This is a genomic window from Aeromonas sp. 602200, assembly GCF_049173895.1.
Classification (GTDB): Bacteria; Pseudomonadota; Gammaproteobacteria; order Enterobacterales; family Aeromonadaceae; genus Aeromonas; species Aeromonas veronii_A.
Genome location: NZ_JAAKSL010000004.1, coordinates 1 through 26,834 on the forward strand (window position 1 = coordinate 1; position 26,834 = coordinate 26,834).

24 protein-coding genes and 2 tRNA genes are annotated in these 26,834 nt (G+C 57.9%); 11 read left to right on the top strand and 15 right to left on the bottom strand.

Annotated features, from left to right (window positions below; translation table 11 throughout):
* Window positions 1-5,569, top strand: a 5,569-nt coding sequence (locus G5221_RS06825) for a type I secretion C-terminal target domain-containing protein (RefSeq protein ID WP_421263015.1), incomplete at its 5' end; no start/stop codon positions are given.
* A gap of 70 nt (window positions 5,570-5,639) precedes the next feature.
* On the opposite strand, the gene G5221_RS06830 is transcribed toward G5221_RS06825, so the two are convergent.
* Window positions 5,640-6,134, bottom strand: coding sequence for a hypothetical protein (locus tag G5221_RS06830; protein WP_266134389.1), 495 nt, complete (start codon window positions 6,132-6,134; stop codon window positions 5,640-5,642).
* Between the two features lie 185 nt (window positions 6,135-6,319).
* Between G5221_RS06830 and G5221_RS06835 the strand changes: the two genes are divergently transcribed.
* Window positions 6,320-8,275 (top strand): sensor domain-containing protein, encoded by a 1,956-nt coding sequence (locus G5221_RS06835; protein WP_204484184.1) that lies wholly within the window; start codon window positions 6,320-6,322, stop codon window positions 8,273-8,275.
* 63 nt (window positions 8,276-8,338) lie between these two features.
* Here the strand turns inward: G5221_RS06835 and rraB are convergent, their stop codons facing one another.
* On the bottom strand, window positions 8,339-8,674 hold the full coding sequence (gene rraB, locus G5221_RS06840; protein ID WP_266134397.1) for a ribonuclease E inhibitor RraB: 336 nt from the start codon (window positions 8,672-8,674) through the stop codon (window positions 8,339-8,341).
* A 265-nt stretch (window positions 8,675-8,939) separates the two neighbouring features.
* Between rraB and G5221_RS06845 the strand changes: the two genes are divergently transcribed.
* The 4 genes from G5221_RS06845 (at window position 8,940) to G5221_RS06860 (ending at window position 11,859) form a co-directional block, all read left to right on the top strand.
* A tRNA-Phe gene (locus G5221_RS06845) sits at window positions 8,940-9,015 on the top strand.
* Window positions 9,016-9,019: 4 nt separating this feature from the next.
* Window positions 9,020-9,095 (top strand) — tRNA-Asn (locus G5221_RS06850).
* Window positions 9,096-9,521: 426 nt separating this feature from the next.
* On the top strand, window positions 9,522-10,796 hold the full coding sequence (locus G5221_RS06855) for an alpha/beta fold hydrolase (RefSeq protein ID WP_266134388.1): 1,275 nt from the start codon (window positions 9,522-9,524) through the stop codon (window positions 10,794-10,796).
* A 337-nt stretch (window positions 10,797-11,133) separates the two neighbouring features.
* Window positions 11,134-11,859: a carbonic anhydrase gene (locus tag G5221_RS06860; RefSeq protein WP_421263016.1), complete on the top strand. Its 726-nt coding sequence runs from the start codon at window positions 11,134-11,136 to the stop codon at window positions 11,857-11,859.
* 87 nt (window positions 11,860-11,946) lie between these two features.
* Here the strand turns inward: G5221_RS06860 and G5221_RS06865 are convergent, their stop codons facing one another.
* Window positions 11,947-12,855 (bottom strand): pseudouridine-5'-phosphate glycosidase, encoded by a 909-nt coding sequence (locus tag G5221_RS06865; protein ID WP_279499429.1) that lies wholly within the window; start codon window positions 12,853-12,855, stop codon window positions 11,947-11,949.
* On the bottom strand, window positions 12,849-13,940 hold the full coding sequence (locus G5221_RS06870) for a PfkB family carbohydrate kinase (RefSeq protein WP_197929013.1): 1,092 nt from the start codon (window positions 13,938-13,940) through the stop codon (window positions 12,849-12,851). Before G5221_RS06870 ends, G5221_RS06865 begins: the two co-directional genes overlap by 7 nt.
* 203 nt (window positions 13,941-14,143) lie before the next feature.
* Between G5221_RS06870 and G5221_RS06875 the strand changes: the two genes are divergently transcribed.
* Complete coding sequence (locus G5221_RS06875) at window positions 14,144-14,596, top strand: RNA methyltransferase (RefSeq protein ID WP_421263017.1); 453 nt, start codon at window positions 14,144-14,146, stop codon at window positions 14,594-14,596.
* Between the two features lie 18 nt (window positions 14,597-14,614).
* On the opposite strand, the gene G5221_RS06880 is transcribed toward G5221_RS06875, so the two are convergent.
* Complete coding sequence (locus G5221_RS06880) at window positions 14,615-15,364, bottom strand: substrate-binding periplasmic protein (protein ID WP_421263018.1); 750 nt, start codon at window positions 15,362-15,364, stop codon at window positions 14,615-14,617.
* A 193-nt stretch (window positions 15,365-15,557) separates the two neighbouring features.
* Between G5221_RS06880 and G5221_RS06885 the strand changes: the two genes are divergently transcribed.
* The gene (locus tag G5221_RS06885) at window positions 15,558-15,989 is read left to right on the top strand and encodes a universal stress protein (RefSeq protein WP_216952973.1); all 432 of its coding nucleotides are present in this window, start codon (window positions 15,558-15,560) and stop codon (window positions 15,987-15,989) included.
* Window positions 15,990-16,062: 73 nt separating this feature from the next.
* Here G5221_RS06885 and G5221_RS06890 read toward each other — a convergent pair whose 3' ends face one another.
* From G5221_RS06890 to crp, 4 genes are all read right to left on the bottom strand, one after another.
* Window positions 16,063-16,692, bottom strand: a complete 630-nt coding sequence (locus tag G5221_RS06890; protein ID WP_421263019.1) for a murein L,D-transpeptidase catalytic domain family protein — start codon at window positions 16,690-16,692, stop codon at window positions 16,063-16,065.
* 176 nt (window positions 16,693-16,868) lie between these two features.
* Window positions 16,869-17,975 (bottom strand): porin, encoded by a 1,107-nt coding sequence (locus tag G5221_RS06895; protein ID WP_227342031.1) that lies wholly within the window; start codon window positions 17,973-17,975, stop codon window positions 16,869-16,871.
* Between the two features lie 343 nt (window positions 17,976-18,318).
* Window positions 18,319-19,119, bottom strand: a complete 801-nt coding sequence (locus G5221_RS06900) for a putative RNA methyltransferase (RefSeq protein ID WP_216952976.1) — start codon at window positions 19,117-19,119, stop codon at window positions 18,319-18,321.
* A gap of 125 nt (window positions 19,120-19,244) precedes the next feature.
* Window positions 19,245-19,883: a cAMP-activated global transcriptional regulator CRP gene (gene crp / locus G5221_RS06905; protein ID WP_005335304.1), complete on the bottom strand. Its 639-nt coding sequence runs from the start codon at window positions 19,881-19,883 to the stop codon at window positions 19,245-19,247.
* Window positions 19,884-20,183: 300 nt separating this feature from the next.
* Between crp and G5221_RS06910 the strand changes: the two genes are divergently transcribed.
* A complete protein-coding gene (locus G5221_RS06910; RefSeq protein WP_216952977.1) occupies window positions 20,184-20,588 on the top strand; it encodes an OsmC family protein in 405 nt (134 codons plus the stop codon).
* A 97-nt stretch (window positions 20,589-20,685) separates the two neighbouring features.
* Window positions 20,686-20,982: an MliC family protein gene (locus G5221_RS06915; protein ID WP_216952978.1), complete on the top strand. Its 297-nt coding sequence runs from the start codon at window positions 20,686-20,688 to the stop codon at window positions 20,980-20,982.
* Window positions 20,983-21,141: 159 nt separating this feature from the next.
* Here G5221_RS06915 and G5221_RS06920 read toward each other — a convergent pair whose 3' ends face one another.
* The 3 genes from G5221_RS06920 to G5221_RS06930 are packed head-to-tail and all read right to left on the bottom strand — an operon-like array spanning window position 21,142 to window position 22,837.
* Window positions 21,142-21,675 (bottom strand): DUF4136 domain-containing protein, encoded by a 534-nt coding sequence (locus G5221_RS06920; RefSeq protein WP_216952979.1) that lies wholly within the window; start codon window positions 21,673-21,675, stop codon window positions 21,142-21,144.
* 15 nt (window positions 21,676-21,690) lie between these two features.
* Window positions 21,691-22,560 carry a phosphoribulokinase gene (locus G5221_RS06925; protein ID WP_157162054.1) on the bottom strand — a complete coding sequence of 290 codons (870 nt, stop codon included), beginning with the start codon at window positions 22,558-22,560 and terminating at the stop codon, window positions 21,691-21,693.
* Between the two features lie 52 nt (window positions 22,561-22,612).
* Complete coding sequence (locus tag G5221_RS06930) at window positions 22,613-22,837, bottom strand: YheU family protein (protein WP_421259260.1); 225 nt, start codon at window positions 22,835-22,837, stop codon at window positions 22,613-22,615.
* 145 nt (window positions 22,838-22,982) lie between these two features.
* Between G5221_RS06930 and G5221_RS06935 the strand changes: the two genes are divergently transcribed.
* Window positions 22,983-24,086 (top strand): GGDEF domain-containing protein, encoded by a 1,104-nt coding sequence (locus G5221_RS06935; protein WP_266134385.1) that lies wholly within the window; start codon window positions 22,983-22,985, stop codon window positions 24,084-24,086.
* Here G5221_RS06935 and G5221_RS06940 read toward each other — a convergent pair.
* From G5221_RS06940 to G5221_RS06950, 3 genes are all read right to left on the bottom strand, one after another.
* Complete coding sequence (locus G5221_RS06940; RefSeq protein ID WP_266134384.1) at window positions 24,065-25,051, bottom strand: hydrolase; 987 nt, start codon at window positions 25,049-25,051, stop codon at window positions 24,065-24,067. The genes G5221_RS06935 and G5221_RS06940 overlap by 22 nt on opposite strands.
* 64 nt (window positions 25,052-25,115) lie before the next feature.
* Entirely contained in the window at window positions 25,116-26,015 is a 900-nt protein-coding gene (locus G5221_RS06945) for a chemotaxis protein (RefSeq protein WP_227342036.1), read from the bottom strand.
* Between the two features lie 153 nt (window positions 26,016-26,168).
* Window positions 26,169-26,828 carry a hypothetical protein gene (locus tag G5221_RS06950; protein ID WP_266134383.1) on the bottom strand — a complete coding sequence of 220 codons (660 nt, stop codon included), beginning with the start codon at window positions 26,826-26,828 and terminating at the stop codon, window positions 26,169-26,171.
* Window positions 26,829-26,834 lie beyond the last annotated feature (6 nt).

Below are 26,834 nucleotides of genomic sequence, written 5' to 3' on the forward strand. Positions count from 1 at the left end.
GTTCACCGTGAAGGCGGACGTGACCGACCAGGCGGGCAACCCGGCGAGCGACAAGGAAGAGGCGATCCTGGACAGCGTAGCTTCCTCAGCACCGACCGTGACCATCGTTGATGACACCAATAATGACCAAATGCTGACCAAGGGCGAGATTGGCAATGATCAGATCCAGGTTCGGGCAGAGGTCAATCATGCTGACTTGGTTGCGGGCGGCAAGGTGACGCTGACCATCAACAATGGTGGGGTGAACAGCACTGTCCAATTGACGCTCAAGGCCGATGGCACCCTGCTGGCAAGCAATGGCAAGAGCTACGGCTATCAGAACGGCACCATCAGCTGGACGGAAACGACCCCGGCCAACGGCAAGTCGCTGACGGTGACTGCGACCCAGACCGACAAGGCGGGCAACGTCTCACTGCCGGGCAGCGACAACGCGCAGATCCTGAATGAAGCGCCGGAGACGGCGAACAAGCAGGCAAACGGCCAGGAAGATGCAGCCAGCATCGCCATTCCGACCCTCAGTGGCAGCGACATTGATGGCAACGTGGTGAGTTTCACCATCAAGAGCCTGCCTGCCAACGGCATCCTCTATCTGAACGGGGTTGCGGTGACAGTGGATCAGAGCATTGCGGTGGCGGACGCCGGCAACCTCACCTTCACACCGAATACGAACTGGAACGGCAACACCAGCTTCAACTATGCGGCGGTAGACAACGACGGCGCCGTGGATGCGAGTCCCGCAACCGTGACCATCAAGGTGGATGCGGTCAACGATCTGCCGACGCTGACCATCTCCAACGGGGTTGTCGTCTCTGAAGAGGGGTTGGCAAACGGCATTGCCGACACGGTCGGCAATCCGGATACCACCAATGCCATCAAGGCGTCCGGTACCCTCTCGGTGGGCGACATCGACAGCAGCACACTCAACATTTCCCTGAATGGACCGGCCGGGCTGACGTCCGGTGGGGCAAAGGTCCAGTGGAGCTGGGATGGGGGCAGCAAGACGCTGGTTGGCTACACAGGGGTGATTGGCGGCGCCGATTACAAGGCTGTGGTCGAGGTCAAGCTGACGGCACCCAATGCCAGTGGAAAGGGTGAGTGGACCTATGACGTGACCCTCAAAGGTCCCCTCGACCACGGGGATACGACCTCGGAAGACAAGTTGTCGTTCCAGCTGGATGTGGAGGTCTCCGATGGCAGCGGCGTCACCAAGGACAAGCTGGATGTCAGCGTTGAGGACGACTCCCCCATTGCCGACAACAGCGATGCCGTTTCCGTGGTGAAGACCGATATTCCGAACGTGCTGACCGGGCTCTTTGACCTGACCAAGTACAGTGGCAACCAGAGCACTCTGAACATGGCGGGCTTTACTATCAGCGCCCTGGGCTTCAAGTCGGCAACAGACTCCTCACTGGTAACGGCGGTGGTCAACGGTTCCAGCTCGGGGCTGGGGGTGGCCAGCGGAGCTGCGCCTTACCACAACCTCGCCAACGAGATTGACTTCCGTCACTTTGCCGACGGATCGTCCGCCTCCGAGCAGCTGATCGTCAGGCTGGATGCGGGCAAGGTTGCCTACGGCGCCAACATCAAGTTCAGCAAGATGTTTGGCGGCGAGCTGGAGAGCGGGGTCGTGGAGTTCTATCGCGGTGGTGTACTGATCAGTACCCTGGTATTCAACTCCAACGCATCGGGTGGGGAGTTCAACCAGAACTTCCAGGTGCAGCAGGGTGGCTTTGATACCATGGTGATCAAGGCGACCAACAACGGCAGCACCAATACCTCCGACAACAGCGACTTCACCGTACAGAGCATCGAGTTCCTCGGTTCCAACACGGCGCAGGCAATCGCCTATGGTTCTGGCACCGTGACCCCGCAGTGGGGGGCGGATGGCAAGGGCTCCATCGGGCTGGTAATGGACCCGGCAACCTTCGAAAATGGTCTGCGAACGGCTTCCGGTTCTGCCATCGCCATCACCGCCAGCGGCGCCAATACCTTGGTCGGGAAGGATGCGGACGGCAACCTCATCTTCAAGCTGGAGTTTACGCCGGCCACAGGCAAGTGGGAGTTCTTCCAGTATCAGCGCATGTCCAAACCTCTGGGTGATGGCGACATCGACTTCCAGGTCCGGGTGGTGGATGGTGACGGCGACGCCAGCATTGGCTCCTTTGCAACCAAGCCTCTCTTCACGCCGCTGGTTCAGGGAGTCTCCAGCGAGAGCGTAACCGAAGGGGGCAATCTGCTGCACAAAGTCACCCTGTCAGATGCAACCCAGGAAGCGACTGAATACGATTTCGCCATTCGTGGTTCGGGCAACAACCCCGCCTCCAACCAGGATTGGGGCAATGCCCAGTTCAGCAATGGTGTGACCTATAACAGCACTACCGGCAAGATCACGGTACCAGCCGGCGTGTCGGACTTTACTGTGACCATCCCGACGGTGAACGATCGCTTGGTCGAAACGAACGAGACCCTCTCGGTGACCATCGGTGGGCAGAGCGGGACCGGCACCATAGTGGACAACGATCGGGCGCCGGTGACCACGGGTGGCTACAGTGCCGGCAAGGAGGACGCGCCACTGGTGCTGAAGTGGGCCCAGTTTGGTGCCAGCGATGATCAGGCCGTTTCTGACCTGAGCGTGCAGATCAACACCCTGCCGCTGAGCGGCAAGCTGGAATACCTGAACGCTGCTGGCCAGTGGATTGCAGTGAAGGTGGGGGATCTTGTCTCCTACGCCGATATCGACAGCGGCCATCTGCGCTTTGTGCCTAGTCTCAATGAATCCAGCAGCAATGCCCTCAATGGTGGCGGTACGACGACGGGCAACCAGCAAGGGGACTACGCCACTCTGGGTTACCAGATCAGCGATGGTGCCAACCTGAGTAACTCAGGCAAGCTGGTGATCGATATCACGGCGGTCGCGGACAAGCCGGTGGTCGACATCAGCCTGACCGGCAACGGCGTCCCGCTTTATACCCAGTACCCGTCGTCCGGCATCTCCACCGGGGCGTTCCAGAGCAGCAACTTCAACAAGGGCAACTTTGGCATCACCAATAGTCTGACCGACAGCACCACCAGTCAGGATCAAGTGGTGGGCGGCAACGGCAATGACTATATCGTCAGCGTGAAGGGCGGCGGCGATTACTTCGTCGGCGGTGCTGGCAATGACGTGCTGGTCGGTGGCAACTCCACCTCAGGTGACACCCTCGACGGCGGTACCGGCAACGATATCCTGGTGGCCGGATTGGGTGGCGACACCCTGTTTGGCGGCGCCGGTACCGACCTGGCCGTACTGATGGGCTCGCGTGCCAACTATGTCATCGAGCGCAGAAGTGACGGCGGTTTCAACTTCCTGGTGAAGGAGAACGGCGTCACCATCAGCAAGTCGCTCTACGACATCGAGTTGGTGCAGTTTGATGACGGCATTTACCAGTTCAACCAGACCGACGGCACCCTGACGGCGGTACAGCCGAGTGTGGTGGATTACCCGCTCGAGATCACTGCTTCCCTGACCGACCGTGATGGTAGCGAGCAGTTCGACAGCCTGGTGCTGACCGGCATGCCGACGGGGTCGACCCTCTATCAGGGCTCCACCGTGCTCGGCACCGTGGGGGCCGATGGCACGCTGACGCTGACCGGTCTGTGGAACCAGAGCGCGTTGGACGTCAAACTGACCGGTCTGACCCTGCGGGTGCCGGGCAGCAGTGCCGGCCAGTTCGACCTCAAGGTAGAAGCCATTGCCAAGGAAGTGGCGACCGATCAGACCAGCAGTGCATCGGATCAGGATTCGATCCGCATGAGCTACTTCCTTTCCACCGAAGGGGAGCCGGGCGATCAGAACCGCACCTATGGCAACGAGCACAATATCGTGGTCGGGGATCTGGATGGCAGCGTGGTACTGCCGGGCCAGAACTACAACATCGCCTTTATGGTCGACAGCTCGGGCAGTATCGGCACCAGCGCCATGAACACCATCAAGAGCCAGTTGGCACAGGTGTTTGCAACCCTCAAGACCAGTGCCGGTACTGAGGGGGCAGGCAAGGTCAATATCTTCCTGGTGGACTTCGACAGTCAGGCCAACAAGTCCATCAGCGTGGACTTTAAGGACCCCAATGTACTGACCAAGTTGCAGGCCGTGCTCGACAGCATGGACGGCAGTAACTGGAACGGTGGGGCGACCAACTACGAGGATGCGCTCAAGACTACCTCCAACTGGTTCAACAGCGGCACCGCCAAGAACAACACCAACGCGAAGAACTTGGCGTACTTCATTACCGATGGGGCACCAAACACCTATTACGACTATGAACAGACCAACCCTATCGTGAATACGAAGACCAACGAACGTCTCGATTCGTTTGTCAACGTCAACAACTATGTGGCAGGGGAGGCCTTCTACGCCAACATAGGTGGTACCAACAGGGTGCTGATCGATGCTAGTGGCAGGGTTCAACAGTGGTCGCAAAACAGCAATAACAAGTGGAGCTCGACCACCATCGGGACCTTGAAGGCACAGGGGGATGGTACCTTCGAGATCTCCACCTCCTATGACAGCAACTACTGGGCATTGCAAAACGCTCTGGCTGTTCTGCCACTTCTGTTGGCCAATAACGTGACGCTGGAAGCGATCGGCATCGGCAGCAACGTCTCCATCGATACCCTGAAGCTGTTCGACAGTGATCAGATTGTGCAGTCCAACGTGTCAGCCAACGATCTAGCCAACGCCATCTTGGGCACCTCGGTGAATAACCTGCCGGGCAGTGACCGGATCGACGGCGGTGCTGGCGACGACATCCTGTTCGGGGATGCCATCCACTTCGCCGGTATCAACGGTGAAGGCTACGCGGCCATCAAGCAGTATGTGGCCGGCAAGCTGGGCGCAGGCTCGGTGACCGATGCCCAGGTCCATGACTACATCACGGACCATGCCAGCGAGTTCGATCAGTCCTCCAGCAATGACAAGGCGGACGTGCTGATTGGCGGGGATGGCAACGACATCCTGTTCGGTCAGGGTGGCGATGACTTCCTGTTCGGTGGTGCCGGCAACGACATCCTGTTCGGTGGTGCCGGCAACGACACCCTGTATGGCGAGAGCGGCAACGATACCCTGTACGGTGGCAGCGGCAACGATACCCTGTTTGGTGGTATTGGCGACGATAACCTGATCGGTGGTCTGGGCAATGACATCCTGGTTGGCGGGCTTGGCAATGACATTCTCAAGGGGGATAGCGGTGCCGATACCTTCACCTGGCTGCAGGGCGATACCGCCGCAGGCAGCGTTGCCAAGGATTACGTGGTCGACTTCTCCAAGGCGGAAGGTGACAAGCTGGATCTGAGCGACCTGTTGGATCACGACGGTTCTCGTAACCAGAACGATCTGAAGAGCCTGCTGTCGGTGTTCCAGGACAATGAAGGGGTACATCTACAGTTCAAGGAGAGCAGTACTGCGTCGGTGACTCAGGAAATAGTGCTGATGAACCATACTTTCGATAGTCTGACGGGGGGGGCAGGTACTACTGCCAACCAAGTGATCGATTACATGTTGACCAACAACATGCTCGATATCGACAAGTAAGCCCAACTCGGGACAGTAAAAAAGCGGCAGAGCAATCTGCCGCTTTTTTTATCTTGGCAGGGAGGCGAAATTAGTTGCCGAGTGTGGCAAACAGGCTCTGCTCAAGGGTGCCGCGGGAAACGCAGACCGGCTTGATGGACGGGGCCGGTACGCGTTCGCCTGAGGATTCAACGAAGAACAGTTCGGTGTTGCCCTTGACGTTGACGGTTGCCACGCTGCTGTTGCCGCTCTGGGTGATGATCAGGTTGATCTGCAGGTTCGGGTTGCCCAGTGCAACTTTGGAACCCATGGTGCCGCAGTCCAGCCACTCCAGCCCGTCGGTTGACTGGTTGACGTTGGCGGTCATCAGGCCGGAGCCACGCTGGCTGTTTTCGATGGTGAGGCCGTGATCGGTGAACCACTTCTCGGCGCGAGCCCACACCAGATCCACCGGGATCGCCATCTCCTGAGTGTTGTTGGTTGCCTTGGCAATTGGCGGGTTGTAGCGATACTCCTCACCGCCGTTATTGTCACCAGCACAACCAACCAGCAGCAGCGCCAATGCGCTCCCCATCATCTTTTTCATCTTGTTTCTCTCATCCATATCACCAGGCCATTGGCCAACCGGCGCCTATTATCGCCGGAGCGACAATCTCTGTCAGCAACCATCCAGCGTTCGATGTTATGGGGGGGTGATCGGGGTGCTTTACAAAATTGGTTTGCTATCATAGATTTGCTCGAAATTCCTCCATAAGCACCCCTGTGACCAACATGCTCACCCCGGATCTGCTGCAGCAGATCATCGACCAATTGCCAATGAGTATCTTCTGTCGGGATAGTCATGGGCGTTACCTGTTCGCCAATCGTGAGTTCGCCCGTGAAGCCAAGCTGGAGTCGCCTGCCGAGGTTGTCGGCAAGACAGATGCAGATATGCCCTGGGGCGATCTCTTTCGCAGTGAGGATGAGCAGCTGCTTGCCGGAGGCGTGCCGATGCTGTATCAGCAGCTCCATTGCAACCGGGGTGGAGATACCTGCTGGATGGAGGTGCACAAGGTGCCTCTTTACACCCCGCAGGGGGAAGCGTGCGCAGTATTCGGGGTGGTTAATGAGATTGCCCAGCGCAAGAGCCTGGAACAAACGGTCAAACAGCAGCAGTTGTTGCAGCGTTTTCTGCTCGATGCCATTCCGGACCTGATCCGTTTTGATGATCACAACGGGGTGTTGCTGGAGTGCAATCAGGCGTTTCTCGACTTTATCGGCCAAGGGGCGGATGAGGTGCTGGGTCAGCAGCTGCCGTTCCGGTTGGCGGCGCCGCAGGGGATGGGGCATGGCGAGTGCTGTCTGCTGGATGCCAGCGGGCAGGGGCGACACATGGAGATCACCCGGGTCGATGTCCCCGATGGTGACGGCCACTCCCTCGGGATCCTGACGCTGGGGCGTGACATCACCGGCCTGCGCACCACTCAGGCGCAGTTGCAGCAGGAGCAGCACTACGACAGTCTGACCGGGTTGCTCAAACTCTCCCGGTTCTTGCAGACCAGCCGCCATCTTGGGGGACGCAGTGCCACATTGGTGCTGGTCGATCTGCACCATTTTCGTGAAATCAACGATCGCTTCGGGATCCGGATTGCCGATCGCCTGCTGAGCCAGGTGGCCAAGCGGTTGCAGCAGCTGGTACCGCCGCGTTCCCTGCTCTGTCGGGTCGCTGCCGATGACTTTAGCCTGCTGCTGCCGGACTTCAACGAGCCATTGCAGGGGTGGAGCCAGCATCTGCAGCAGCAGTTGATGGAGCACTATCAGGTGGAAGATCACCGCATCCAGATCCCGGTGTTTCTGGGGCTGGCCCAGGGGCGGGCAAGCGATGCCGAGCGGTTGCTCAGTCATGCCGAGGCTGCGCTGGCGCAGGGCAAACGGCAGCAGCAGTACTGCACCCTGTTTGATCCCGAGCTGCATGCCCGGCTCAAGCGGCGTCAGTTGATCGCCGCCCAGTTGCCGCTCGCCATCAAGTCCGCCCAGCTGGTTGCCGTCTATCAGCCCATCATCTGTACCCGCACTCACCGGCTGCATGGCGCCGAGCTGCTCTGTCGCTGGCCCCATCCTGAGCTTGGGATGATCTCCCCCGACGAGTTTATTCCGTTGGCGGAAGAGATGGGGATCATCGGTCAGCTTGGCCAGTTAATGCTGGAGCAGGGGTGTGCCCAGCTGGCGCAGTGGCAAACTGCGCAGCCGGATATGGTGCTCTCCATCAACCTCTCGCCGCTGCAGTTCCGTGATCCGGCGCTCTGTGAACGGGTCTCTGCCTGCATCGCTCGCCATGGTCTCAAGGCTAGTCAGCTGGAGCTGGAGATCACCGAAGGGGTACTGATGGAGAATGCCGACGAGATTGAGACCAACCTCGACAACCTGATCGCCGCCGGTTTTCAGTTGGCCATCGACGACTTTGGTACCGGTTACTGCTCGCTGGCCTATCTGCCGCGTTTGCAGGTGGCGACCCTCAAGCTGGATCGCAGCTTCACTCAGGGACTCGCCAGCAATAGCGCGACCACAGCTATCGTGCGGTCAGTTATCGGGTTGGGCCATGAGCTGGGGATCCGGATCACTGCCGAAGGGGTAGAGACACCCGAGCAGCAGTTGTGGCTGACCGAGGCGGGGTGTGATCGGCTCCAGGGCTATCTGTTCAGTCGCCCCCTGCCGCCGGCGGAGTTCGCTGCCAGCTATCTGGCGTGAGAGATCGCCAGAAACAACAAGGCCACCGCAAGGTGGCCTTGTTGTTTTACGATGGGGGCAGGATCAATCCTGGAAGTAGGTGCCCCAGCCATCGTAGTCCACCCCATATTTTTCCAGGATGGGCAGCATCTTGGCGATATCGGCAACGATGGCTTCGACATCCAGCTTGCACTCGATGGTGGCATCGAAGCAGAAGATGGTGGCGCCGTCATCCAGTTCCATCTCTTCGGCATCGGTCACTTCAAAACCGGCCTTGAACAGGTCAACCGCTGCTTTTTCCAGACGGTCGAAATCCTGGCAGGCGAAGTGGTGCTCGATGTCGTAATCCGCATCGGGATTGCTGCCATCGGCCAGCAGTTCGTTGACGATCTCGGTGGTCTCTTCACGCCACTCTTGCATATTCAGACTCATGTTGCCTCCAGGCGGTATCATTGCGGCAAAGCATACTCGCAGAGTGGATTCGGCTCAATGTGGCAAAGCTATAGAGGCCGTGATTTCCCGCGGTTTGGTGATCATTCATATATGAGGCGGGTCACGGTTAGGCAGATTTCTGCTCCGAAACGGCTAATAACCGTTCATTGCGTTCAGTTGTTGAGCGAACGTGCTTTTTATCGTGCCATCATGGTTGACACCCTGCGCTGGAAAGGGTTTAATGCGCGCCGTTGCCCAGATAGCTCAGTCGGTAGAGCAGGGGATTGAAAATCCCCGTGTCGGCGGTTCGATTCCGTCTCTGGGCACCACAATTCCTCCTTAGTTCAGTCGGTAGAACGGCGGACTGTTAATCCGTATGTCACTGGTTCAAGTCCAGTAGGAGGAGCCAAATTCGAAAAGCCCGCTCAATCGAGCGGGCTTTTTCATTTCTAGTTGCTGTTGCATGCTGCCAAAAAGAGCGTTGCGCCACAGGTGGCACTGAACAGCAGCATTCCGGTCTGCAGCATGCTGCCAGGGCATGGCTTCTTCTCTCTTTTTCTGGCCCTGATCCACTTCGGTTTCATCACATTCCCTTATCTATTTTGTCGGCCTGAATGGCTGCACTCCTGTGCAGGCGAGCCATCTTTGTTGAATGGCGCCATGGCGTCAATCTCCCCCGCAAAACAATTAATTCAGCACCGTTGAAGAGCGGCTTGTCTGGTGATGTTTCGACCTTTAAGCCATTGTTAACATTTTGGAAAACCGGAGTGACCCTGTGGCTGGGCGGGGCTATGATGGGGTCAATGATGTTCCCATCCTGACGGAGAGACCCCAGATGAACAGCCCCTTGAGCTATGTACTGGACGGCATTCATTGCGAGCCGCACTTTTTTACCGTTCCCCTCGATCATGATGAGCCGGATGGTGACAGCATTACCCTGTTTGCCCGCACCCTCTGCCGCAAAGACAAACTCGATGACAAGCTCCCCTGGCTGCTCTTTTTGCAGGGTGGTCCCGGTTTCGGCGCGCCGCGTCCGACGGCCAACAGTGGCTGGCTCAAGCGGGCGTTGCAGGAGTTCAGAGTGCTGCTGCTGGATCAGCGTGGTACCGGGATGTCGAGCCCCATCCACGGGCATAGTCTGGCCAAAATGACCCCGACCGAGCAGGCGGAGTATCTCGGCCATTTTCGCGCCGACAGCATAGTGCAAGATGCCGAGTTCATCCGGCAGGAGCTCAGTCCCAAGCATCGCTGGAGCCTGCTGGGGCAAAGCTTTGGTGGTTTTTGCTGCTTGACCTATCTCTCGCTCTTCCCCGATAGCCTGCGGGAGGTTTATATCACCGGCGGCATCGCGCCGATTGGCCGCAGCGCCGAGGAGGTTTACCGCGCCACCTATCAGCGGGTGGCTGACAAGAACCGAGCCTTCTTCGCCCGCTTCCCCCACGCTCAGGGGATTGCCAACCGGTTGGCTAACCATCTGCACCAGCACGATGTGCGGCTGCCCAACGGCCAGCGCCTGACGGTGGAGCAGTTCCAGCAGCAAGGGCTGGATCTCGGTGCTACGGGTGCTTTCGAGGAGCTTTATTACCTGCTGGAAGAGGCCTTTATCGGCGACAAGCTGAGCCCGGCCTTTCTCTATCAGGTGCAGAGCATGCAGCCATTCAATACCAACCCGCTGTTTGCCATCCTGCACGAGGCTATCTACGCCGAAGGGGAGGCGACTCGCTGGGCGGCGGATCGGGTCAGAGGGGAGTTTCCTGCGGTGAACTGGGCGCCTGGCAAGGATTTCGCCTTCACCGGCGAGATGGTTTACCCCTGGATGTTCGAGCAGTTCCGCGAGTTGCTGCCCCTGAAAGAGGCGGCCCATCTGCTGGCCAACAAGGCGGACTGGGGGGCGCTCTATAATCCGGCCCAGCTGGCCCGCAACAAGGTGCCGGTAGCCTGCGCCGTCTATGCCGAGGATATGTATGTGGAGTTTGACTACAGCCGCGAAACCCTCCGTGGCCTTGGCAACAGTCGCGCCTGGATCACCAATGAGTATGAGCACAACGGTTTGCGCGCCGATGGTGAAGCGATTCTTGATCGTCTGATCGCCTTGAATCGCGACCGTTAATTGCCGTTATCGTCAACCATCGCGGGAGCCCGGATTCTCGCGATGGTTGTTATGAAAGCGTGACACCCTGAACCTTGCCCCGCGCCTGCCAGACGATGAGTGGATAGCCGGCTGATTAATTTCCCCCTCTTTCACTGTTTCTGCCGATCCCTCACCATATACTTGCCAAACGACTCTGTATTGAGTGGCTGTCAAATCGATTGACCAGCCCGTGCTCATTACCATTAGAAAGTCGCTCTACCGCTCTGTATCCCGCGTATCAGATATGCCATCTCTGCATGCCCTACTATCAGGGGGAGGGGAGGGTTGTGCTTTTCAATCAAGATAAGGATGTATGATGAGAAAGTCTCTGTTGGTCAGCTCCCTGTTGCTGTGCCCTGTCGTGTTTGCTGCCACCCCCCATTGGGAATATAGCGGTGAGGCTGGGCCTGCCCACTGGGCCAAGCTGACCCCGGAGTTTGGTCAGTGTGCGGGCAGCAATCAATCACCGGTTAACCTGAACGGATTGGTCGAGGCCAAACTGGCCCCGCTGGTACTCCACTATCTGGCGGGTGGCAACACAGTGGTCAACAACGGTCATACCGTGCAGGTCGGTTATGCTCCGGGTAGCACCTTGCAACTCGATGGCACCAGGTTTGAACTCAAGCAGTTCCACTTCCACGCCCCGAGTGAAAACCTCATCGAGGGCAAATCCTATCCGCTGGAAGGGCATCTGGTGCACGCCAGTGACAAGGGAGAGATCGCCGTGGTGGCGGTGATGTTCGAGGCTGGCAAGGCCAATCCTGCACTGGCGGCAGCCTGGGGTGAACTACCGGCCAAGGTGGGCGAGATCCACCCCCTCAAAGCGCCACTCTCTGCTGAGCAACTGCTGCCCGAGAGTCGTGACTACTACCGCTTCAGCGGTTCCCTTACTACGCCTCCCTGCTCGGAAGGAGTGCGCTGGCTGGTGATGAAGCAGCCGGTCGAGGTCAGTCAGGCCCAGATCGACGCCTTCAAGGCGGTGATGCACCACCCCAACAACCGGCCGGTGCAGCCCCTCAATGGGCGCGTGGTACTGCAATAACACAGCGTTGCAATAGCGCTGCAGATAGCAAAAACAACAAAGAGGGCCGCGAGGCCCTCTTTTACATGGCGAGGTATCGGTGTGCAATTACAGCGCGGCGGCGATGCGGGCGCCGAGGGCCGCGTTGTTCAGTACCAGCTGAATGTTGGCCGCCAGTGAGTTGCCGCCGGTCAGCTCGCAGACGCGGGCCAGCAGGAAGGGGGTTGACGCTTTGCCCTTGATCCCCTGCTCATCCGCTTCACGCAGCGCTTGGGCAATGGCTGCGTCGATATCAGCTTTCGGCATGGCGTGTGCGGTCGGGATGGGGTTGGCCACCACGGCGCCGCCCGCCAGCCCCAGCTCCCACTTGAGGCGCAGCGCCTCGGCGATGGCCGCCGGGGTATCGAGGCGATAATCGACCTTGAAGCCGCTCTCGCGGGTGTAGAAGGCGGGCAACTCTTCGGTTTGATAGCCGATCACCGGCACCCCCTGGGTCTCCAGATACTCCAGCGTCAGGCCGATATCGAGAATTGATTTGGCCCCTGCACAGACTACGGCCACCGGCGTTTGTGCCAACTCCTGCAGATCGGCGGAGATATCGAAGGTCTCCTGCGCCCCGCGATGTACCCCGCCAATGCCGCCGGTGGCAAAGACCCGGATCCCCGCCATGGCGGCGATGATCATGGTCGAGGCGACCGTGGTGGCCCCCATACCCTTGCGCGCCAGTACGAACGGAATGTCGCGGCGGCTGCACTTGGTCACGCTGTGGCCTGCCCGGCCGAGCGCTTCCAGCGCACCTGCATCCAGACCCACCTTGAGGCGGCCGTCGAGAATGGCGATGGTCGCCGGAATGGCGCCGTTATCGCGCACCACCTGCTCCACCTGACGGGCCGTCTCCACGTTCTGCGGATAGGGCATGCCATGGGAGATGATGGTGGATTCGAGGGCGACCACCGGTTTGCCGGCAGCCAGCGCGGCAGCGACTTCCGGTTGGATATCGAGGTAAGCGTTCAGCATGAGTACTCCTCCAGTATGCGGTCAACGGCGGTCTTGCTCAGACCGGAAAAAACGGTATCGGAACAATTGACGGTGAGGGCGGCGCAGCCCAGGGCAAAGCGGGTGGTCTGGGCAATGTCGAGCTCTTGCAGCCAGGCGTGGGCGAGGCCAGCCATAAAGGCGTCCCCGCCGCCGGTGACGTTGAGTACCGGACTGCCCAGCACCGGCAGGTGGCCCTGCTGCTCGCCATCGCTGTAGAAGATCCCCTGTTCACCCAGACTGAGGAACAGCCGCTTGACCCCGGCGCGGTGGAACCAGGCGGCCACCATGGGCCAGGTTTCGGGCCCGGCGATGGTCATGCCGCACAGCTGCTCGGCTTCGCTGCGATTGGGTTTGAGGGTGTGGATCTTGCCGAGCCAGGGGCGGATCTTCTCCACCTTGGCCACCGAAACGGTATCGACAAAGATGGCGTGATCACCTTGCCGTTCAAACAGCCAGTCGAGGGTGTGGATGGCCAGATTGGTGTCGAGCACCCAGAGCCGGGCACCGCCGAGAAAGCCACCGAGTGGGGTCAGGCGGGCAGGAGTGAGCTGCTCTATGATGGCCATGTCGTTGATGGCGCAGCTCATTTCGCCGCTGCCATCATGCAGGCTGAGATAACAGGAGGTGGTGTGGCCATCGAGCACCAGAGTCTGGCGCACATCGACGCCGGCCCGCTGGCTTACCTCCAGCAGATGATGACCATACTGGTCGTTGCCGACTGCAGTCAGCAGCCGGGTATCACTGCCGAGCCGCGCCAGATTCTCGGCGATATTGCGGCCGACACCACCGGCCGAGGTGCGCACCTTGCCCGGGTTGGAGTCGCCGAGCAGCAGGTTGTCGTGGCTGGTGCCGCAAATATCCATATTGGCACCGCCGATCACCACTACGTAGGGACCCTCTCGCAACACATAGCCTCTGCCTTGCACATACCCCTGCCGGATCAGGCTTGAGATGTGGCTGGCCAGCGCAGAGCGGCTGATGCCGAGGCGATCGGCCAGCTCCTGCTGGGCAATCATGGGATCCTGACGCAGCAGGGCTAGGATCTCTTGTTCACGCTCAGTCATAGACAAACATCCATTTACAAACGTTTGTCCATTATTGCTGGGAAACGTTTGCTGGCTATCGGCTTGTACAAAATTTGTCGGCTTGCGCACAAAAAATCGACATCCGTGATGGGGCGACGAATCGTTGAGCCTGGCGAGGTACTTTTAACGGGTCGATGACTCCGCAGCGGCTTATAATGGCCGCCGCAAGATGAGGAGAGATGATGGAAAAGAGTACATTCTGCTGTGTGGGGCTGGTCAATCCCAAGTCTCCGGAAAATGTCGGCTCTGTGATGCGGGCTGCGGGTTGTTACGGGGTAGACGAGGTCTACTACACCGGCAACCGTTTCGAGCTGGCGCGCCGCTTTGCCACTGATACCAAGCAGATGGTGGAGAAGATCCCGCTGCTCGGGGTGGATGATCTGATGGCGTTTATCCCGCAGGGATGCGTGCCCGTGGTGGTCGATCTGATCGACGGCGCTACGCCACTCCCAGACTATGTTCATCCGGAGCGTGCCTTCTATATCTTCGGACCGGAGGATGGCACCCTGGATCCCAAGCTCTATGGCGCGGTGAAAGATGTGGTCTATGTACCGACCAGTGGCTGTATGAATCTGGCGGCCTCGGTCAATGTGATCCTCTACGACCGCTTGGCCAAGGGAATGAGGGGAGAGTAATTAGCGCAACGTTATCATTCAGTCTGCAGGACTGGCAGCCACTTTCTGTTCCAGTTCTTCGATAAAACCCTGATAGTAGTCATAGAGCTGATAGTGCTTATAGATCTCTGCCAGACCCCCGCTGCGGATCAACTCAATCATTCCCTTATCCCAGAGCTGTAACATCCGGTTGCCTTGCTGGGTATCGGCAAAAATGGGATAGGTCGGGATCCAGCGCAGGAAGACGCGATGCAGCTCGGGAGGGATAGCCTCATCCACATAGAGCACGCCGGCAGTGAGGTAATAGCGATATCGCTCTTTACCAAGCAGTTGCAGGGCCAGCTCATCGCTGTCAATTTCATGCCACTGCATGGTGACCGCAATGTACTTGTCGAATGCCCAGCCCCGCCGCCATATCACGGTTTGCCCTTCCAGACTTTTCTCCCCTTGCCACTGGGGTTGCCATTTCTTGAGCATGAACACGGTCAGGTCATCCGCTGATGCCGGATAGCGAGATTGCTGGACGCCGGAGACTTCATCGCGATATACCCCCATGGCGATATCTCCCCCTTTTTTTGCAATGACAGCGAGAGCGCGCTTATAGGGCACAATATGGGGGGTTACCTGATAGCCGTGAGGCTGGTAGATGGCTCGCACCAGATCCAGATAGAGGCCTTTGCCATCCTTTTGACAAAAACCGGGCCAATCATCGCAATAAACGTCAATAGACTCTGCCCGGCAATTCGCCGCAGTGAACAGACAACAGAGCAACAGACAGATGCGTAGCATGGTCAGAGCTGGCCTCGTTGGGGCAGAGGGAAAAACACTGATACCCTACTTTATACCATGGCATTGATGGCGACGGCGTACAGAAAAAATCCCTGATGTTCATTTTGCGACAGGGTCGAGAGTTATTTTCAATCTGATGGTTATGATGATCTCAAGATTCAATAGTACCCCAATCAGTAGAGGAGACTGCATTATGCCATCGATCAAAACTCTGCTTTGTCCTGTCGATTTTTCCCAAATGTCCCGTGCGGTACTCGACTATGCCGTCTTCATGGCGCAGAGCCATGAGGCCCAGCTCAAGCTGATCCATGTCGTAGACCAACTGCACGGCTTTGACAGTTACAAAATTCTTCATATGACAGCCGTTGAGATCACTCACGAAATGGAGCGTCAGGCCAGAGCCCAACTCAAAGAGCTGATTGCAACCCTGCCTATCCCGGCGACGTTTGATATTCGCTTTGGCAGGGCGGCGGATGAAATCATTATCCAGGCCAAGGAAGACGAGGTTGAACTGATCGTTATGGGGAGTCATGGCCGCTCCGGCATCAGCCATCTGCTGGTAGGCAGCGTTGCCGAATCCGTGGTGCGTCATGCTCCGTGCCCGGTCCTGGTGGTGCGCCAATAACTCGTCCCGTTTAGTGTGAGAGCGTGACAAACAAGGCCAGCGATTGCTGGCCTTGTATTTTATGGTGTCGTTGCTAGCCGTGGGCGTAGATGACACTGCCCCCTTTTATGGTATCTATGATGGCCCTGGCTTGTTCCTTTGGCAGGGCGGGACAGCCCCAGCTGCGGCCCAGTTTGTCATATTTGCGCAGATGGTTTGGGCTGGCATAGGCGGCGCCATGCACCACGATGGCACGTTTGCGGGCATTGCAGTTTTTGCCGGGGCTGAGCCCATCCAGCCGCAGGGAGTAGCCATGCTTGCCCAAGTAGGTTTCTGCGGTACGATAGACGCCGAGGGAGCTTTGTCGGGAGTTGAGCTGGTTGGAAAAGCGCTCTGCGGCTAGTTCACCTGAGTTGCGGCCATGGCTTACCCAGGTGTGATAAAGCAGTTTGTGACGTTTCATGTCGATGACGAACAGCCTGCGCTGAGTCGAAGGCTTGCTGTAATCAATTATGGTCAGGATGGATTTTTGCTTGCTGCGTACGCTTTGATAGCTGACAAGGGCTTTTTGAAAGGTTTGTCTGTCGAGTTTGCTGGCCAGCCCAAGCTGCTGGTAGAGGTTGCGCTCACTACTGGCGGCGCTATTCCCGCTCCAGCCGATGCTTACCAGCAACAGTAACACTGGCCACAGTGGCCCCCATCGTTTTCCGAGTAACTCTGTCATCCCTGCTCCCCTCTTTGCGCATCCTTGCTTGTCCAACGGGCTGAAATTACAGCTATCCGCTCGATAGTTATATGCAAGGTGCTGAAAACGCGCAATAAAAAACCGGCCGCAGAGCGGCCGGAAGAAATTCAAACAGTAGACATTGGTTTCACAGGGTATAACCGACAGTCAACCTTTTAGAAGTTGTACTGCAGGGCGACAGCAACAACGTCGTCGGTGTTCTTGCCCAGAGAGTTGGTGGACTTGCCATCAACAGAGTCAAGCAGGTTCAGCTTGTAGTCAACGTAGGCGTTGAAGTTCTCGGTAAAGTTGTACCAGGCACCGATGGATACGTACTCGGTGTAGGTGTCGTCAATGCCGTGGGCAGTATCTTTGACGTCAGTGCGCAGGTAAGCCAGAGAAGGCTTGAACTTGCCGATGGTGTACTGGGCAACGGCTTCGTAACCATCCATCTTCTCGGCGTAGCCGTTGTTGACGAACAGGTGGTTTTCACCGTGGGAATAGGTTGCCGCCAGATAGAGGTCGCCTGCAGCATATTTGGCACCGAAGCCCATCAGCTTGGCATCTTTCTCGCCGCCGAAGGCTGCGTAGCGGGCCTGTTCGGCAGTTTTGCCAGCCTGGTTGTATGCAGCGCCCAGGCTCAGACCCATATCGAAGTCATAGTTGGCAGAGAAGGCAAAGCCCTCTTTGGAACCAGTGCTGTTCCAGCTCTCACCGTTGTAGAGGTTACCGTTGAAGGACTCGGCAATGGCGCTGCGGCCAGCATTTTGCGGGGTATTGTTACCAGTGAACTGGGCACCCAGAGTCAGACCTTCGTAGTTGAAGATGTACTGAGCCAGACCGTTGGTACGGCCGGTACCGAATACTTCGGTATCTTTGCCCAGGCCATCACCACCCCATTCGGGCAGTACGTCGGTATAGTTGTTTACGGCCTTGGTGAACAGACCATCCTGACGGCCATAACTGAAGGCACCGAAGCGATCGTGCTGGATGCCGGCATAGGCGTAACGCAGTTCATCGTTGTCAGAACCGGAGGTCGGCAGGTTGTATTCGGCAAAGCCGAATGCCTTCATCTCGGGAGCGATCTTGGTCTCGCCAGCAACGTGCAGACGGAAGTAGCTCTGATCTCCTTCGGCGCTGTTGTTGTCAGTGCCGTAGTAGGCACCCTGGGCACGGCCACCGATATCCAGCTTGGTGTCGTTCTGGTTGTAAACGGTAGCAGCGTGGGCGCCACTGGCCAGCAGCAAGCTGGAGATGGCCATAGTCAGTGCAGACTTTTTCATATCCTTATTTCCTCTGATGTAAACACTTCCGAACCTGTGGTCGGTTCTATGGAAATCGGAAAGGGTCCGATAGCCACACGGTAGGCGCTTGAACCTTGACTGGGCCTGAATCTGTCGTCGTTTAATTTGGTGCTGAAGGGCGCTGTTGATACTGGATATGACGTTTTTTGACAGGTTAAAAAGAGATTAAATTCAATGAATTATTCTCTATTGGCTGTTTTGACATTAAAGCTGGCCTGACCAATAAGGTCGATGACTCAAGTTGTGAGGCGAATCACGAAGGGGGAGAAGAGTGGCGGGAGGAAAATGGGACAGGAGCACTTGCCGTGCTCCTGTCAGGCGGTCAGCTTGCTTTTTGCCACAGTGTCATCAGCAAATCCTGTTCCAGCTGTGCCGGACCTTGCTGGATAAAGGCATGGCGCTGTTCGCCGTTGGCGCGCCAGCCGAGACGGCTTGTCTCCAGAATAAAGGCGCGCATGGTCTGATCCATAGAGATAGGGAACTGGCAGCGCTCCTGGCTTACCAGCCGGAGACCGGCAAGCGAGGGCCAGCTTAAAGGGTGTTCCATACTCACCGGATTGAGGCTGACCCGCAGTTGCCACTGATGACGCGGGCCCGGCTGCAGATAGAGCAGATAGCCACCGGGGGCCAGCCAGCTGACCAGCTGTTCCGTCTTGACCTTGAGATCGTTGACCAGCAGCACCTGAGCAGAGCCCGGTTGCAACGGCGCGCGAGCGGGATCGGCAATGACAAACTGGCCGTCCGGCTGCGCTTTTTTGGCGGCAAAGATGGTGTTCTTGGCGATATCAACCCCGGCAAACTGCCAGCCGGGCAGGCGCTCTGCCAGCGCGCGGCAGTAGTAGCCTTCACCACATCCCAGATGAACCAGCTCTTGTGGGGCAAGGGGAGCGAGCAGGGAGGCCATGGCCTCGACCAGCGGCAGTTGGTGGCCGGCTTCCAGGAAATGGTGCTTGGCGCGCATCAGGGCACGGCTGTCGCTGTCTTTGGGGTTTTTCTTGCCGGGGATGAGATCCAGATAACCTTCCGGTGCCGGATCGAAGTGATGCTTGTTGTCGCAATAGCGCCCCTGGGAGGCTTCATGAAGATGGAGCGGACTGCGGCAACGGGGACATTGAAGGTGCATAGTAACTCTCTGGGCGAATGCCGGAACAGTGAAGGGCGTTCGGGATTATAGGGGAGAGGATCAAAAAAGGCTGCCGTAGCAGCCTTTTTTATCCCAAGGCCTCAGTCAGCCCTGCGGACGGGTCATCAGCGAGTGCCAAATACCACAATGGTCTTGCCGTGAGCAGAGATGAGCTCCTGCTCTTCCAGCATCTTGAGGATGCGGCCCACGGTTTCACGGGAACAGCCGACGATCTGGCCGATCTCCTGACGGGTTATCTTGATCTGCATCCCATCCGGGTGGGTCATGGCATCTGGCTGCTTGGCCAGGTTGAGCAGAGTCTGGGCGATCCGGCCGGTCACATCCAGGAAGGCGAGGTTACCCACTTTCTGGCTGGTGTGCTGCAGGCGCTTGGCCATCTGGCCAGAGAGACGCATCAGAATGTCCGGGTTGACCTGGATCAGCTGGCGGAACTTCTTGTAAGAGATCTCGGCCACTTCGCAAGAGCCTTTGGCGCGAACCCAGGCGGAACGCTCGGGATTCTCGTTCTCCTCGAACATCCCCATCTCGCCCAGGAAGTCACCCTGGTTCAGATAGGAGAGGATCATCTCTTTGCCCTCATCGTCCTTGATCAAGACGGCCACAGTGCCCTTGACGATGTAGTAGAGGGTCTCCGCTTTTTCACCCGCATGGATCAGGGTGCTCTTCGCGGGATACTTATGAATGTGGCAGTGCGACAAGAACCATTCCAGGGTGGGATCGCTTTGCGGTTTGCCAATAACCATGAGAATTCCTCTGTAGTGTCTTTTTATGGACTTGTGCGTCCGGGCAAGCTGCCAATCTTGCCATTCCTTGTATTAGTCGCAGTAGGATAAGAGCCTTTGTCTGTGCTGACAAGGCTTTGCGCCCTTTTGCAAGAGCCCTTTGGGTAATGCCTGCTGCGCTGCTTCGGCCATTCTAGGGAAGATAGAGGTCGGAGATGTTGATTTTGATCTATTTCCATCCCAACTCCCCCTGTTCGGCAGAGATAAGCGACTGGGTTATGCTAGGGATCCATCATCACGATTAACAGGAGAGAGTGCGAGATGAAAGCCAAGGTCAGCTGGGTGGAAGGGATGAAGTTTGTGGGTGAGAGTGAATCCGGTCACAAGGTGATCCTGGATGGAGCCAACCCCGGTGAGGGGGCCAGCCCGATGGAGATGATCCTGCTGGCGGTCGGTGGCTGCAGCTCTATTGATGTGGTCTCCATCCTAGAAAAAGCGCGCCAGTCGGTGACCGCTTGTCATGTCGAGGTCAGTGGCGAACGGGTTGATAGCGTGCCCCGGGTTTTCGAGAAGATTAATCTGCACTTCGTGGTGACAGGCAAGGGATTGGCAGAGAAACAGGTGGCCAGAGCGGTCGATCTGTCGATGGAAAAATACTGTTCTGTTTCCCTGATGTTGGAAAAAGCGGTACAAATTACCCATAGTTATCAAATTGTTGAAGCTTGATAACTGACGATTGTTTCGTTGGTACCCTGGCATAAGGCCGTCACATGAGGCCTCTGCACAAGGCCATTACATAAGGCCATCACATAAGGAAAGTGCAATGAAAAAATTGATCGCTCTGCTTCCCCTGTTGGGTCTGGCGGCGTGCAGCAGCCCGCAACCTACCCAGTATCAATACAGCCAATACCAGTGTGGCGAAGAGATGCTGGCCATTACCTATGATGCCCAGGCTGACATGGTGCAGTTCCCCTATGCCGGGGTTTACCACAAACTGGCGCGTGTGGAGTCAGAGTCTGGCGCCAAATATTCTGACGGCCTGACCACCTTCTGGAATCAGGAGAAACAGGCGCTCCTCACCCAGAAAGGGGTTACGCTGCTGACCTGTACGCTCAAATAAGTGTCCACAGATATCTGAAGGCGTGCAGCTTCGTGTCCCAGTCTGGCCAAGACCAGACTGGGACAAAACTGTGAGACAACTGTGAGACCACAAAAAACGGCTTGCCGTGAGGCAAGCCGTTTTTCTATCCATCCCTTTTCAATAAGCCAGCATTAACTGTTAATTGGTCGGGACGCTATGAAGCAGTTCGGCAGCGAGCTGCTGGCTGAGCGCCTGACGTTGGCTATCAGCAATGCTTACATCGCTGGTCAGCTGGATGATGCTGCTCCAGACTGCTTTCTGGGTTTTGCGATCGAGCAGCACTATGGCCAGCGAGCCTTTGCGCTGGTTGGCCGAGGCATAGACCCCGGGCGTCATGCCGAGGCGGGCGAAAATCTCGCCATCGCTCATATCCTTGCCGCCCGCGACGCCTATGGCGACCCACAGATCCGCCTCGTCGAGCGGCGCACTCTGCCACCCCTTGCCATTGAGCTCCCGGCTCACCGCCTGCTGCATCGGCTCCAGCCACCCTTCCGCCAGCTCACCGGCGAATTGATACTGCTCGGCCAGGGCGTAGCGCGGGGTTGCGCCATAGGTCCAGTTGCCAATCGGACGAACCAGCATGGTGCCGGACTCCAGCGTGGGGGCCGTCGGCCCGCTGCTGCAGCCGCCAAGCAGGGCGGCCAATACCACAGAGATAAACGCTAACCGCATTGTGAACTCCTTGGCTTAAGTGATCTTGCCGGTTTCAAGTAGTTGCTGGATGAGTGGCTTAAGGATCAACTCCATGGCAAACCCCATCTTGCCACCCGGCACGACGATGGTATTCATTCGTGACATGAATGAGCCGTCGATCATCGACAACAGATAGGGAAAATCGACCTGTTTTATGCCGCGAAACCGGATCACCAGCATACTCTCGTCCAGACTCGGGATCACCTTGGCACTGAAGGGATTGGAGGTGTCCACTGTCGGCACCCGTTGGAAGTTGATATGGGTGCGCGAGAACTGCGGGGTGATGAAGTTGATGTAATCATCCATGGAGCGGACTATGGAGTCGGTTACGGCCTCACGGGAGTGGCCGCGCTCCGAGGTATCGCGGATCAGCTTCTGGATCCACTCCAGGTTGACGATGGGCACCACGCCGATGAGAAAGTCCACGTGGCGGGCTACGTTGTGATCCTCAGTGACCACACCACCGTGCAGCCCTTCATAAAACAGCAGGTCAGTGTCGCTCGGCAGATGCTGCCAGGGGGTGAAGGTGCCGGGCATCTGGTTGAAGGGGACCGCCTCGTCAAAGCTGTGCAGATAGCGGCGATACTGGCCGGTGCCATCCTGGCCATAGCCCTGAAAAAAGCTCTCCAGCAAGCCGAAGTCATTGGCCTCGGGGCCAAAATAGCTGATGTGGCGTCCTTGTTCACGCGCCTTGCGGATTGCCACATCCATCTCGGGGCGGGTGTAGCGGTGAAAACTGTCACCTTCCACCACGGCTGCCTGATAACCCAATTGGTGGAACATGGATCGAAAGGCGATGGTGGAGGTAGAGGTACCGGCACCGGACGACCCGGTGACGGCGATAATGGGATGCTTGGCCGACATAGAATGCTCTCTTCCTTGGGAGTTTCGTTATACGGGCGTGAACCCGAGATGGTCAAGACGGCTCGTTGAAACGATTGCGTGGCACAATATTGACCGATTCATGCAACTCGCTATAGACGATCACGGCGATGCCTTGCTGTAATTGAGTCCTTACCATAGCGACTTTGGCTTCAAGCGAAACATCATGTTCGCCATATTCGGTGCCTTCTTGCAGCACAAACTGTTCGATCAGGTTGGTCAGGGTATCGGCATCCAACGCTTGCCAGGGGATTATCATGAAGGGATCTCGATGCAAAAGGGTATAACCGTCAGCTATTGTTGTGCGCAATAAAATGAGTGCAACCTCTTTTTACGCGTTTCGTGGAGTGTGAGACATGTTGTCTGAAGAGCAACGCCGGGCCCCCTCAACGATATCGGCTCACATGGATCTTGCTCGTCGCCAGGCCATCAGTCGCGGCATGGTCTGGTTCTGGTTGCTGAACTGGCTGGTTGTGCTGTTTCTGGCGATACGCTACCAGGTCTACAGCCAGGCAGGCCTGGCCAGTGACGGTACTCTGCCATGGCGCTTTCAGAGTGAGCTGGGCTTTGTCATGGTCGTGCTGCTGCTGCTGCCGGTTGCAGCCCTGCTCTGCAATCATCTGCAGGATCGAGTCTGGCTATGGTGCGCATTGGTCGTAATGCTGGTCTGGGGGGGCGTCTGGACGCTGCATATCTTCACCATTGGTGAAGTTGAGCTGCGAGGAGGGGCAAGTTATGCCAACGGGATCATGCGCCTCAATTTACTGGCTGCGCTGATCGCGTTTTATCCCGACCGACGCGTGTTGTATGCCTATCTCAGTGTACCGTTGCTATTTGGCGTTGCGCGTTTGTGGTGGCTGGAGGTGGATTTTCCGCAGCTTTATCTGCTTGAGGTGGTATGTACCATAATGGCGCTGGAGGTTGGTCGCCGGATGCTGCATCGCTGGTTTGAATTGGCCGTGATGCGTGAGCATGACAATCTGGCCCTGTTGCGGCGCCTCGATGCACTGGCCAAGCAGGATCCACTGACTGGTCTTGCCAATCGGCGCCACTTCAGTCAGGAGCTCGAACGCTGCAAAGCCCATAGTCAGTCGAGCGGCGCCCCGCTTGCCCTTATCCTCATCGATGTGGACTACTTCAAACGCTTTAACGATCACTATGGCCATCAGGCGGGGGATGTCTGCCTGCGGGAGGTGGCGCAGTTGATGATGCGTTCGGTGCGCAGTGAGGCGGATCTGGCCGCCCGTTATGGCGGCGAGGAGTTTGTGTTGCTACTGCCCGATGCCGACAGTCAGAGCGCCGCTGCGGTAGCGCGGCGGCTGCAGGATGGGCTGGCCGAATTGCAGCTTGAGCATCTGGTATCCGATGTTGCCAGTCGGGTGACCATCAGTCAGGGGATCGCGACACTGGAAGGCGGGGAGAGTGGTGAGCAGCTACTGGCGCGGGCCGACCAGGCCCTCTACATGGCCAAGGCTGGGGGTCGCAATCAGTTCTGCACCGCACCCTGAGTCTGTTCGGCAATCCAGTGACTGATCCGCTCATCCAACCAAAACCGTGGCCGCCAGGGGGTGCCGTGCAGAAAACCGACATGGCCGCCGCGCTGGCTCAGCTCATAGCGCACCGTGGGCGAGAGTTGATCCGGCCGGGGAATGACCGCGTGTGACATAAAGGGATCGTCGGCGGCGTGCAGGATAAGGGTCGGGATGGGGATTTGAGCCAGCAGCGGTAGTCCCGAGCAGCTCTGGTAGTAGTGGCTGGCACTGTGAAAGCCGTGCAGCGGAGCGGTGACCAGTTCGTCAAAATCGCGCAGGGTGGCAATCTGCTCCACTTGCCGGGGCTGCCAGCGTTCACTCGCTTTCTGCTGTTGGCTGATCTTGCTGAGCAAATTGCGGCGCATGGTACGCAGCAGATAGTTCTGATAGACCTTTGAGAAACCCTGATTGACCCGTTCGGCACAGCTGGCCAGTTGCAGCGGGGCCGAGACTACCACTGCCGCTTTCAATGCCGCAGGACAGGCCCGTGCCAGCAAGTTGACCAGCATATTGCCACCCAGTGAAAAGCCGATGGCGATCAGCGGTTTGCCCGGGAAGCGTTGGCTCAGCTCGGCAATCAGCTCCTGCGCATCACCGATGGTGCCGGAGTGATAGGCATGCAGGTGGCGATTGGGCTCGCCGCTGCAGCCACGAAAGTGCATCAGCACGGCCTCTCTGCCCTCTTGCTGCAGATGGGTGAATAATCCCTTGGCATAGTGGGAGTGAATGCTCCCCTCCAGCCCGTGAAAGACCACCACCAGTGGTCGCGAATCTGTCGTGATCTCGCCGCTCCAGGCGAGATCGACAAAATCCCCGTCAGTCAGTTCGAAGCGCTCGGCCACAAATCGGGCCGGAGTCCGGCGCAGCCATTTGGGCAATATGGTCTGCAGATGAGGATTGCGGGCCCACCAGGGGGCGTGGAAGTGGCTTTCGGTCAGCATGGCGTCGTCGGTCTGGGTCGAAGATAGAGGGGCGAGAGGTGTTCAGCTCCCGCCAGTCATTGGCTTATTTCAGCAGGCGATCGTGATGTTCGGCACCGCGCAACATGGCCTGGATCAGCTCGTTGGCCTCGAACTTGGTCAGCGCCTCATGGGCGCCCACCTGATGGGCCCGCTCCACACTGATCTCGCTGGAGAGGGAGGTGTGCAGGATGATGTAGGCCCCCGCCAGTTTGCTGTCGCTCTGTACCTCGAAGGCCAGCTCGTAGCCATCGAGCCCAGGCATCTCGATATCGCTCACCAGAATATCGATGGGGGTCTGCTGGCTGGCACGTTGTTGCATCAGGGTCAGTGCGTCCTTGCCATTGGTACAGACCTCATAAGGGATATTGATGTAATCGAGGGCTGCCATCAGCTGGCGACGGGCGACCGAGGAGTCATCAACCAGCAGGATCCGCATCGGCTTGATCCGCTCCCGCTGCACATCGGTCAGCACCGGATAGAGGTGGCTCGGATCGTCCGGATAGACCCGGGAGAGGATCAGCTCCACATCCAGCAGCTGGATCAGCTGGTCATTGACCCGGGTGACACCAGTCACAAACACATTGTGGCCGAGGGCGGCGGGAGGTGACTCGATATCGCGCCAGTTGCACTCGGTGATCTTGTCGATGCCTCGCACCAGAAAGCCCACCAGGGTGCGGCGGCAATCGGTGATGATGATAAAGCAGTGGGGCATCTCCTCCTTGCTGATGGGGCGATAACCCACCGCCATCGCCATGTCGATCACCGGAATGGTGGCGCCGCGCATATTGGCGGCCCCCAGCACGGTCGGATGCGAGTGCGGCATGGCGGTCAGCTGGGTGTAAGGGACTATCTCCTTTACCTTGAGGGTGCCTATGGCAAAGGATTGCTGGGCTGAAAGGTGAAACAGCAACATGCCCTGGGATTGATTGGCTTTGCTCGTCATGGCAGATGTCCTGTTGGTCGAAAGGTTGGCAGTCACTTCAGGCCTTTAGCATAAAGGATTACGGGGGGGATGGCCCTTCCTTGTTAACGACCATCTGGCAAAAAACTGGACTCGTTCAGCCAATTTAGTTGGCGCATTCATACCTGTGTCCGGTTATTGAGCTCCATCTTCGCCAACACCCCACAGCTGGCAGGTCGCTTGCAATGCGGCCTCATCGGCATAACCCAGCTTGCTGGCCACCTGCGCGGGTTTGCTGCCGCCCTTGAGCAATCTGAGCGCCTGCAGCAGTTGCCACTGCTGTTGCAGTTCTTCCCCTGCCAGCGGTACGTCATCAAGTTGCTGCCACTGTACCAGGGCTTGTGCTTCGCCGCGGGCCAAAGCCTGCCAGCATTGCTGTAGCGCTTCGTTATCCTGCTGGCTGATGGCGCACTGTTGCAGCTCATCCAGGATCACCTGCAGTCGCTGACCGTAGGCCCCTTGCCACTCTTTCGGACGTTGCCACCGGGCCAGAGAGTCGAGCAGGGCATCGAGCAGCGGAGTGGCTTGTAGCCAGCCTGCCTGCTGCGGCTGAGCCACGCGCAAAGAGACGCTCAGCTGATCGTACTCGCAACCGCTGAGGGGGCTGAAGGCCGCGAGGGCATCGGCGCAGAGCCAGAAGCTGCTGCCTGCCGGCAGCAACAGCTCATGTTGGCCCAGTCTCAGCAGCGCGGCGCCCCGGGTGATCCGCAACAGCTGCCCGACCGGGGTCCGTTTGCGGTTGCCGGCGTGCAATCCCTCACAGGAAAAATGGTGGTATTCGATGGCGTGATGCATGTAAAA